Genomic DNA, 11023 nt, shown 5'->3' on the forward strand with positions numbered 1-11023 from the left:
CTTCCCGGCTACCCCGTCGACACCGACGGCAATCCCCTCCACATATTCGAAGACAACTACCACGACAGAATCATCCGCAACGACTCAATGCTCGAGACAGAGCGACGCTACCTCGACGACAACCCGCGCCGTTACCTCCTCCGCAAGCAACATCCTGAATATTTCAGTTCACCCGTCAGAATAACAATCAACGGCGAGCACTACGCCGCATTCGGGAACATCCTGCTTCTCAAAGACATCCACCCCGAGCCTGTGATCATAAGCCGGCGCTACACCACCGAACACCTCTCCCGGCTCAAAGCCGGCTGGGAAGAAGCCGCAAGGAGTTGTAAAGCACTTATATCACCCTTCATCAGCAAACCGGAAAAAGAGATCAGGAAAGCCACCCTCGAATCAGGAGGGCGGATAATCGAGATTCTCGACAACGGCTTCCCGGAGCGATACAAACCCTCCGGCACCGCCTTCGACCTTTGCCTCGAAGGGCGTCTGCTCCAGATTGCCCCTCTTGTCTACGAAACCAGTAAAATTCCTCTTACGCGCAACCGTGCTCTGGAGCTGAACGCCACAGCGAGGCAAATCGCGGCACTCGCCGCCACCCCCGCTGCCGCGGGTTCCCTCCGTGTCGGCCCTCTTTCTCCGAAGCCGCCTTTGTAGTGTGGGTTAAAGCCGGCACTGCCGGCTCTTCAGTGCTCGGCGCCCCGCCGCGCCTCCGGTCCGCATTGCTCGGCGCCCCGCCGCGCTTCCGGTCCGCATTGCCCGGTGCTGCGCCTCTGGTCCGCAGACTCGGCGGGGAGAGGGCTTTCCAGGCCCTCTCCCCGGTCAAAGCAGGCTTGTAAAACCTGCACTGCAAATCGGGCTCTGCCCGATTACACGAAATTCGAAATAAATTGCTATTTTTGCAGGCAAATGGAAACCCCGAATCAAGACATAAGGCTCCAGGTGTTGATCTGCACGCTCGGAGGCGAAGGCATCCGCCGCGTGGCGGCAGCCTGCCATCCGCAGGTCTGTCAGGTCGAATATCTGGTCAGCTGGCAGTTGCCGGAGGGTGACCTTCCCGTGCCGGAGGCGTTGCAGCGTCCCGACTTCCGCATAATCAAGAGCGACACACGCGGTCTCTCGCGCAACCGCAACGCCGCCATAGAGGCAGCCTCGGCACCCCTGTGTCTGATTTCCGACGATGACGTCATCTATAATGCCGACAATCTGCAAGGCATAATCCGCCACTTCGATGAAAACCCCGAAGAAGACATTCTAACTTTCCGATACGCATCCGCCTCAGAGGCGAAGACTTATCCCGACCGTCCCTTTCCTCTTGACTCTCCCCCAAAAGGCTATTACGCCTCATCAATAGAGATAGCTTTCCGCAGGGACAGCGTTGCAGGGAAAATCCGTTTCAACGAAAATTTCGGAATCGGTGCGCGATTCATCGCCGGCGAAGAGGATATTTTCATTTACGACGCCCTCCGCGCCGGACTCAGCGGACGCTACATCCCGTTTGACATAGCACGCCACGATGACCTCTCGACATCAGCAAGACTCTATGCCGACCCGGCGCTAATCACAGCCAAAGGAGCCGTGTTCACTCACATCCACCCCGCAAGCTGGCCGCTCAGAATGCTTGTCCACGCCTTAAGAAACATAAAAAACAACAACGGCATCTCCACATTCCGTTACTTAAAATCATGGCTGAATGGAGCGTTCTCTAATTAACCAGAGCCTGTCCGGTACGACTGCGACCACGATACCATTGAAACACAGGTATGTCATCATGCCTGTTGCAGCTATTCTGATAATACTTATCGGAACAGCATACATTGTTATGGGATTCCACACCCCGTTGATTGGCGATGACCTCGGCTTCCGCCATACATTCGCAGAACAGAACGACTGCTTGTATGCGCTTCCCCGCTCTATGTACCGTCACTGGATATGGAACAACGCACGCATGGCAGACATGCTCAATCCCATAGGGTTATACTACATGCCAGTATGGCTGCGCGCCACGACAAACGGTCTGATGACTTCACTGATGTTCTTAACCGTCATTCTCTCATGCGGCAGAAAGGCAAAGGAAAACGCACTGGCGGCAGTAACAATCATATCTCTCATTGCATTCACCTTCCGGTGGGACGCGCTATGGATGGAATATTGCACCTCATACAATTATGTATGGAGCACGGCATTCGCATTGTCCGCACTGCTCATCATCTTCAACAGCAGCCGGATCCGGATTCCTGTCTTAAAATGGGCTGCCATTCCTTTCTGTTTTGTGGCGGCGGCAATGCATGAAGCTTGCGGTTTCCCTCTTGCCGTCGGAATGACACTCTATTTCATTGTATCGCGAAAAGCGTTCACCGGGATGACGCTATCCTCTCGGCTGATGTCCATAGCCTTCATTTCGGGTGGAATATTCACACTCACTTCTCCCGCCTCATATTCAAGAATCGGCTTCATGCTTCAGCCCGAGCATCCGGTAGAGATGCTGCTCCTGTCGGCAGGATATGTGCTGATTCTGCTTGCGGCCACTGTTGTCACATTCGCCGGAAGAAGGCAACAGACACCGGCGCTTGTCCGCTCTCCATGGCTTATATTCGCGACAGCCGCCATACTCTCCACCTGCTTCATGCTGCTCAGCCAATACGGAGGAAGGACCGGATGGTTTGCCCAGACATTCGCTTTGATAGCACTGTTCCGGACTCCCGTCACGTTGCTGTCTGTTCCGAAAAAGGCACAGACAGCAGCAACCGCAGTGCTTTCCATTCTCATTGTGGCTCACTATTCCGCAGTAGTCTGTTTCCAGATAAAAACGGGGAATGAATCTGCAAAGGCAATCGGGATTTACAGAAACTCCCCCGACGGAATAATATTCATGGATTATGCCGACGAGCCACAGTTGCCATGGTATATTCTTCGAAAGACACACGGAGTCCCCGATGAAGACGACACATATTACCGCTACAGGATGGCAAAACATTACGGCAACGGCAAAGAGCCTGTCATCCTGCCCGAAAGCGCACACGGCACAGACTGGCATTCCTTCGCCGGCACACGTTGCTTCGGAAACCGCATAATCTCGGACGCACCTCTTCCAGGAAGGTATACCGACAGAATTTTCGAGATGTTTCCACGCACAATGATCAGACGCAACGGCATCGAATATATCGAACAGCAGTTCGTCATCCATGATAAAAAGCTCTTTCTATACTCACCCGTCGACCGCGACAGAGGCGAAAAATAATATAACACTCATCATGAATATAAAAGACTCCAGACTCGGCAAAGTAATAAAGGCGCATCTTTATTCGGTCTTGTTCTTTACCACCTGTTTCCTGCTATTTCTCGCAGAATGGCTTCTGTTCACAGAGGACATCGGCGGAATAGGCAACAAGTATATCGTGACCATAGCAAAAGGAATCGGAGACATCGCCGCCCTGTTTATCATTTACTGGTTTCTTCCTCAAAAAAGGGAATGGATCATTCTGGTCATAATATGGCTTGTCTCAGTCTTCTTCCTTTTTAACGCATGGCATTGCAGATTCTGGGGTGAATTCATATCGGTCACGTTTTACAGGCTGACTTCAAATATAAACGCAGACCTGGTCAATTCCGTCAAGGCTCTTGTCAGGATTACCGACATATTCTACATTCTTATCCCCGCAGCCTGCACGTTGCTATATCTCTTTGTCTGCAGGAAACACATGAGAACCGAAATGAACTTCTCCGGAAAGCAGAGGGTGCTTGCCGTGTGCATGTCTTTATCCGCCTTTGCCCTGTCTCAGCTCGCATTCGGCATAACCACAAAAAAATGGCAGGAAGACTTATTCCCTGACGATACCCTGACAGACATACTTCTGGAAAGGTTCTGTTTCAACAAGCATACTGTCAAATACACCTTTTGCAGTGAAGGGCTATGCATGTATTTTTTAGAAGCCGTGGTTGAAATCGGCAAAGACATCGTTTCCAGACATTATATTGAACTGAACGAAACAGATCTGAGAAAAATCTCAGATTTCATGGCAGATATTCCCGAAATTCCCGGAACTCCTGATTTTTCGGCAAACAAAGACAAGAATGTCGTGATAATCTTAGTGGAATCATTTAATTCCGATGTGATTTTCCATAAAATCAACGGCAATGAGATCACCCCCGTGATGAATGCCCTGGTAAATGCGGAAAACACAGTCTCTGCGTTGAATATAGTGCCTCAGGTAAAAGAAGGATGTTCAAACGACGGTCAATTGCTCACAAACACCGGGCTTCTCCCTCTTGACAAAGGTGTCTCTTCGATGCTGTTTGGCGACAGAAACATATATCCTTCCCTTCCACGCATTCTCGCCAGAAAAAAACCTACGGTCATTTTCGGAGACAACGGCGCCACATGGAATCAGACGGGCGCATACGAAGGTTATGGATTTGAAGAGATTCTCAATATCCATGATTACGAAAAAGCGGCAGAAGAAAAGGGGCGCGATGCCGCCATGATGGATCTCGGCATAGAAATCATAAGCAGACTTGAAGAACCCTTTCTCCTTGAACTGGTGACATTCTCTATGCATGTGCCGTTTAAAGAGAAAGCGGTACCGACCGAAGAATGGCTGAAGACCGATTCTCTTGAAGAGAACGAAAGAAATTATTACAACATCACCCATTATTTCGACCGTTCACTGGGAGATTTCATAAACAAGCTGAAATCGATGAATAAATACGATGACACTGTAATATTCATAGTCTCCGACCACTCTCAGGGAATTGCGAAGAACAAAAAAGTATTCAAAGACGGCGACAACAACCGTCAGGATTTTCTCCCTATGGCATTTATCGCCCTGAACACCAGTCACACGCAAAAAGTGGACGCGCCTGCCGGTCAGGTAAACGTATTCCCAACCATTCTGCACATTCTGAACCGGAACAACGAACCCTATCACGGCATTGACCGCTCTTTGCTTGACCCCCAGCTCTCTTCCTCAGTCACCCAGCAGGGCAAGACAAGGGGAAACGCCTCGCCTTCTGAAATTTCAAGACAAAAGAGAGCATACGATATTGCAGATTCCATTCAGAGAGGCGATTACTTCAGACAGATTGAAAAAACCAAGAAAAAATGAAATTATTCAAAACTTATATTCCTTATCTGGCAGTAGGCGCGGTGGCATTCGTTTTCGCGATCCTTAGCGAATGGAATGACGATGCGATCGCATATTCGTTTTACATACCCGGATCCGGAGAAGATGAATCGTTCACGCCGATAGCCACACTCCGGGATATATGGGAATCGCAGATAAACCATTATTCCAACTCCAACGGGAGGTTTGTGGCACACTTCATTGTACAGATATTCTGCGGTCTTCTATCCAAGCCTTGGTTCGCGGTCATCAATGCTTTTGCCTGGATGGCTCTTGTATTCTGCATCACCCGTTTCAGCAACAATGCAAAAGACTTCCGCACATCCTCTTTGGCAGCTATACTCGCGATACTGTTGTTTTTCACTCTCCCTTTCACTCCTCCATTCCAGATAAATTACGTATGGACGGCATGTGCTCTGCTGATATGGCTTAGATGCTTTTTCTCTCAAAAGAAAGAAACGTCTGTCGGCCTGGTGCTTCTGATGATATTCAGCTTCCTCACAGGAGAGATGCACGAAGGTTTTTCAATACCTGCGGGGGGTGCTCTGCTGTATTGCCTTGCCATGCGCAGGGGAAGATTCACCTGCAAGGAATGGTGTCTGTCGCTGTCATTCGCAGCAGGTGCCCTCACATCTATATTCGCGCCCGGCAATTTCTGGAGAATGAGTCAGCACCGGGCTGTAGAAGGCTCCTTGCTGAATACTTTCGAGCAGCTGCCCGCATTGATCTGGTTTCCGGCTGTTTTCCTTATAATATTCCTTTTCCACAACAAAGGGCACTTGAAAGAATTTTTATCTCAGCCACGCATGAGATTCCTGATTGTCATGGCTGCGACTTCATTAGTGTTCAATCTGTTTTTAAAGAATTTCGGAAGAGGCATAATACCTTATGACCTGTGTTTTGTCCTTCTCTCGGTAGGCTGCGTGGCGGGAAAAAGAACAGACACCGGGTTACTTGCTGCAGGTACAGCCGTAGCTATTGCTGTCATGGCATTCCAGGCATTCAACATACACATGCAGAATCTCAAGACACGAACCATTTTCAGAGAATATGACCGTTCCGAATCAGGAACCATATATCTGAAAGACAATCTCTTTCTTTTCAACAGAACCGAAACCGCCCAACGACGCAACACCTACACCAACCGACTTCGCCAGAAAAATCCGTCAAAGCCGTTTCTCGTGATTTATCCTGAAGTCATGAAAGATATGGACTGTCTGAAAGACACCAACGCGGTCATAAAAGTCGGCGACCAAAGCTGGGTATGCATACGCTCCGCCTCGTGTCCCCGCGATTTTGTAGTGGAGAAAACCATTCTCCCTTCAGCCATCAGCCGCAAGATGCAGCCTCGCGTGCTTGACTTCTCGTCAGGTTCCGACATATTTCTGGATTCCACATCGAATTACTCCTCAGTGCTCTATGTAAATGTGCGTCCCTATATCAAAGCTGATGTAATCATAGAATAAGCCATCCCCTCCAGGCGGCGGCAACAGCGGCGACACCTGTTGCGAAAGAAACCGCGACAGCAATCACGGCTTCTTTGCCGAGTCTGAGGCGATACCTGACGAAATATATCACCCCTGTCATGATGGTATATACGCCATACCAGATCACCTGTGCGAATCCTATGCCGGCAAGACCGTAACGGGTATAAAACCATATATTGAGACACACACCGATCACCGCATCTATTCCTTCGGTAAGAAGATATGTCTTCCCCTCCCCCTTGGCTATGATGGAGAACGCCATGCATGTTGACACAGAACGCAGTATTATCGTAAATATGGCAATTGTGACAAAAGGCAGAATCACTTCGAAATCAGCAGTGTATAGAATCTCGACTATCCACCTCCTGAAAAGAAGGAAAAGAAGAAGCATGGGGGTGAAAATTTTAAGCAGCAGCGAGATTTCATGACTCACAAAAAGATACATCCTGCGGGGTGAATGGCTGTTGGCAGCCATGCGCGGATAGAACTCCAGTCCTACAGCCCCGAATATCAGCGACGTGTAGCGGAACACAAGCGTGTTTCCCGCCTGGAAATAACCTACCTCCGCAGTGGAAGTCTCTCGGTTAAGCCACGACATGAAAACCATATGCGCCAGGTTGGTTACGAACGTGGCAAGGGCAATATACCCCCCCAGTCTGACAAAACCGGCACCCTCTCCAAGCTCTTTTCTTCCTGCCACACGCCAGGGTATGCTTCTGTCGCGGTATACGAAAAGAAAAAACAGGATTGACAGCGAATACACAAGAAACGAGAGTGCCACACTCATGTCTCCGAGCCAGCGGAACATAGGAATCGAGATTGCCAGACCCGCCGCCGTTCCGCTTGCCGCCGCCTTTGCAAGCCGCCGGAATCCTCCGGTACCCTGCAGTATCGCCTGCTCACCCCCCGTCAGGGAATTGAGCAGCAACGCGCCACCAAGTATCATGAACTGCCACCAATAGCCGTAATCGCCGAAAAGCCAGAGAGAGAGCAATGGAGCCAGAAAACTCAGCACAAGCGCCCCCGCCACTCCCGACAACATGCACCACCCTCTGAGTCTTGCGGCAATACGCCGCAACGCCCCCTCCGAATGGCGGCATTTGGCAACCTCACGCACTCCACTCTGCCGCAGTCCGAGACCGGTGATGATGGAGACGGCATCGACCGTTGTGCCGAAAAGTCCGAAAAGTCCCACACCGGTGGCACTCAGCCACATAGCAACAAGTTTCATCTTGACCACAGAGCATATGATCCCGAATGCTTCCGCTCCCGAAAACACCCCGATAACCTTCAGCACCTTTGCGGTCAGAGAATTTTTCATCGCTTTCCAAAAACCTTTCCCGCCACAAGCGCGGCATGCCGTCGCAATGCCCGGAGATGCCCGTAATGTCTTGCCATCACGCGGTAGCGTTCGCGCAGAGATTTCAGTTTGTTGCGGTCTGTAAGCCCGTCGGAGAGATAATCTATTGTAACCGTCCCGAGATTCGTGCATCTCGATTCGTCGGCATTCTTTATGCAGCGTATTGTCCAGTCATAATCAGCCGAGAACCGGTAAGTGAGGTCATAATCCGGAGCTATCCCCTTCCTGACCATAAACGCCTGATGACATATGAGCATCCCCTTCGCGAAACTCCCGGCAGTCAGTCTTTCCGGCACGGAATAATGTCTCGGACCCAAAACGCGTCTTTCGCTGTCCACAATCACCGTATCACCATATATGATATCATCTCCGAGCCTCGCCCGACGCGCGTACGCCTCAAGAGTCTCCGGCGAATGGAAAGTGTCGCCTGAATTCAGAAACAGCACATACTTGCCGCGAGCCATGCGCAAGCCTTTGTTCATGGCATCATAAAGACCACGGTCCGGCTCGCTCAGTATTCTCACTCCCGCGTAACCCCGCGCTATTTCGAGCGTCGCGTCACGCGAGGCGCCGTCTATCACCACATGCTCGTAATCGCGGCAGCTCTGCGCAGCCACAGAAGCCATTGTCACGCCTATGGTGTCGGCGGCGTTGTAGGTTATTGTCACAACCGATATCAGTGGATTCATATTTCCCGATTTATTTCATTTCTCTCCGCATACAAGACACATGCGGATGCGGCTCCTTGCCGCACGATGCAAATTTAGCAAATTTTCGGCTAATTATTTGGGAGAATAAATAGAATGTGGTAAATTTGCATGGTATAATCAAAAACTTTATAATATTTACAACTATGGCTTACGTAATTACTGACAGATGTATCGCTTGCGGCACATGTCTTCCCGTTTGCCCCGTAGAGGCTATCTCTGAGGGCGATATCTACAAGATCGATCCCGATACTTGCATCAGCTGCGGCAGCTGCGCATCTGTTTGCCCCAACGACGCTATCGAAGAGGGCTAACCCGAAATTCAACAAAAACAGTGGCTGTCCGTTATCTTTATATGGGCAGCCACTATTTTTAATATCCGACAACTAAGCTATATGGAAAAAATTAAAGTGAAGATTATAAACAAAAGCCACCACCCGCTTCCAGCATACGGCACTTTCGAGGCGGCGGGCATGGACATCAGGGCTTTCCTCCCGGAGGGTTCCGTAACTTTGCGTCCGATGCAGAGGGCTCTCATACCCACCGGACTCTACATGCAACTCCCCTCCGGCTACGAATGCCAGATACGACCGCGTTCCGGACTGGCTCTGAATTACGGAATATCCATTGTCAATTCTCCGGGCACCGTCGACGCCGACTACAGAGGTGAGATAGGCATTATTCTCATAAACCTCGGGGAAAACGATTTCACTGTCAACGATGGCGACCGTATCGCGCAGATGGTCATAAAAAAATACACCCGCGTCGAATGGGAACCGGCGGAGCGCCTGGACCGCACCGAACGTGAAGACGGCGGTTTCGGACACACAGGCAAAAACTGACATATGAACACACGTCTCATACACATAATCCTCGTTGCCGCGGCTCTGCTCGCGACGGTTGCAGCTGTAACCGCCGCCACCTCATCCGCACACAATGACCTCACCCCGCAACGCCAGAAGGCAAGATACTATTATCTCGAAGGGTTGCGCCGACAGATGGACGACGAGCCGGCGGCAGCATATGAATATTACAGGCGGGCGGCGGCAATAGACCCCTCTTATACAGAAGCGGCTTCAGCTTACGGCACTCAGCGCCTCGCCGCCGAATCCGACACTTTGCAGAGCCGCCCGGAACTTGCCCGTTCCCTCGCGCTGATGCGCCCTTTCGTAGACAAATATCCGGATGAATACAACGAGGCTCTGTATTATGCATATATCGCCGCACGAGTAGATTCGCTGAAAGAGGCTATACGCGTTTTTGAACGCACAGCGCGGTTGCGTCCCGACCTCTCCTCCACGCTGATACATCTCTCCGAGGCTTATATGGCAGACGGAAACGTAGACAAGGCTCTTGACGCTTTGTCTCGCTACGAGACTATCGAGGGGATGAATCCGCAGGTCACAATCAAGAAGATTTCCTTCCATCTCTCCCGCCGCGACACCGTCGGCGCCCTTGCGGAAGCCTCTGCTCTCGTGGAGTTCAACCCTGCGGAACCGGCTTACAGCATATTGAAAGGAAATCTGTTCGAGATGGCAAACGAGCCGGATTCAACATTCGCTTATTATGAAAAGGCGGAGAAACTGAACCCCGATTACGGGGCGGCAAAACTCGCTCTTGCGAATTATTACCGCCAACAGGGTGATTCGGCAATGTATGATTCCAAGACATACGAGGCACTTCTGTCCGAAGATTTCGACCTCGGACAAAAGCTTATGATGCTGGAGGAATATCTCCAGAAACTCCTCACCGACAAACAGGACACCGCTCGCGGCGACCATCTTTTCAGCGTGCTCAGCGAACAATATCCCTACGAACCGGATGTCCTTGACCTCGCCGCGCGCTATTCTGCCGCTAAAGGCAATTTCAAGGAAGCCTGCGAACAGATTGGTTATGCCATTGACCTCTCGCCTTCGGAAGAGAAATACCGCGGACAACTGATGACTTACATGATGGCTGATGACCGTGCGGATGATGCGGTGAAGACATACCGAGAGCTGGAGGCTCATATGACACCTTCGCGAAACCTGATGGTGCTATATGCCTCTGCCGCACAGATGGCTGACGATTTCGACACGGCAATAGAGGCATACCGCGACATACTGCGCGACATAGCGCCATCGCTGCCACTTGACACTGCACTTGCCGCCCAAAACATTCCGGCGTCCATACAATACGACGATCTCCAGCGGCTTTCCCAGATATTCACCAGCATCGGCGACTGCCATTACGGTCAGAAGAGACTCGATGAGGCTTTCAAGGCTTATGATAACGCCCTGACCTTATATCCCGACAACACTCTGGCTCTCAATAATTATGCATATTTCCTCAGTGAGAACGGAGGTGACC

Annotated in this window: 9 protein-coding genes and 1 pseudogene; 8 read left to right on the forward strand and 2 right to left on the reverse strand. The window is 50.8% G+C overall.

The features are described 5' to 3' along the window. The 5 genes and pseudogenes from JX312_RS03770 to JX312_RS03790 all read left to right on the forward strand — a co-directional run. Positions 1-654: pseudogene (locus JX312_RS03770) on the forward strand (hypothetical protein); the annotation flags it as partial. A 252-nt stretch (positions 655-906) separates the two neighbouring features. After that, entirely contained in the window at positions 907-1710 is an 804-nt protein-coding gene (locus JX312_RS03775; RefSeq protein WP_204457126.1) for a glycosyltransferase, read from the forward strand. Then, positions 1691-3238 (forward strand): DUF6056 family protein, encoded by a 1548-nt coding sequence (locus JX312_RS03780; RefSeq protein ID WP_124096642.1) that lies wholly within the window; start codon positions 1691-1693, stop codon positions 3236-3238. Before JX312_RS03775 ends, JX312_RS03780 begins: the two co-directional genes overlap by 20 nt. Before the next feature lie 13 nt (positions 3239-3251). Then, a complete protein-coding gene (locus tag JX312_RS03785; RefSeq protein WP_204457127.1) occupies positions 3252-5102 on the forward strand; it encodes an LTA synthase family protein in 1851 nt (616 codons plus the stop codon). Then, positions 5099-6586 carry a DUF6056 family protein gene (locus JX312_RS03790; RefSeq protein WP_204457128.1) on the forward strand — a complete coding sequence of 496 codons (1488 nt, stop codon included), beginning with the start codon at positions 5099-5101 and terminating at the stop codon, positions 6584-6586. The genes JX312_RS03785 and JX312_RS03790 overlap by 4 nt, the downstream gene beginning before the upstream one ends. Here the strand turns inward: JX312_RS03790 and JX312_RS03795 are convergent. Further along, on the reverse strand, positions 6576-7928 hold the full coding sequence (locus JX312_RS03795; protein WP_204457129.1) for an oligosaccharide flippase family protein: 1353 nt from the start codon (positions 7926-7928) through the stop codon (positions 6576-6578). The genes JX312_RS03790 and JX312_RS03795 overlap by 11 nt on opposite strands. Beyond that, positions 7925-8656 (reverse strand): glycosyltransferase family 2 protein, encoded by a 732-nt coding sequence (locus JX312_RS03800; protein WP_204457130.1) that lies wholly within the window; start codon positions 8654-8656, stop codon positions 7925-7927. The genes JX312_RS03795 and JX312_RS03800 overlap by 4 nt, the downstream gene beginning before the upstream one ends. 164 nt (positions 8657-8820) lie before the next feature. On the opposite strand from JX312_RS03800, the gene JX312_RS03805 reads away from it, so the two are divergent. From JX312_RS03805 to JX312_RS03815, 3 genes are all read left to right on the forward strand, one after another. Next, positions 8821-8988, forward strand: a complete 168-nt coding sequence (locus JX312_RS03805; protein WP_123405481.1) for a DUF362 domain-containing protein — start codon at positions 8821-8823, stop codon at positions 8986-8988. Positions 8989-9078: 90 nt separating this feature from the next. Continuing rightward, positions 9079-9516 (forward strand): dUTP diphosphatase, encoded by a 438-nt coding sequence (gene dut, locus JX312_RS03810; RefSeq protein WP_123405533.1) that lies wholly within the window; start codon positions 9079-9081, stop codon positions 9514-9516. Positions 9517-9519: 3 nt separating this feature from the next. Then, a partial coding sequence (locus JX312_RS03815) for a tetratricopeptide repeat protein (RefSeq protein ID WP_204457131.1) occupies positions 9520-11023 on the forward strand: 1504 nt, incomplete at its 3' end.

This window comes from Barnesiella sp. CU968 (assembly GCF_905219685.1).
In the GTDB taxonomy this organism is placed as follows: Bacteria; Bacteroidota; Bacteroidia; order Bacteroidales; family Muribaculaceae; genus Lepagella; species Lepagella muris_A.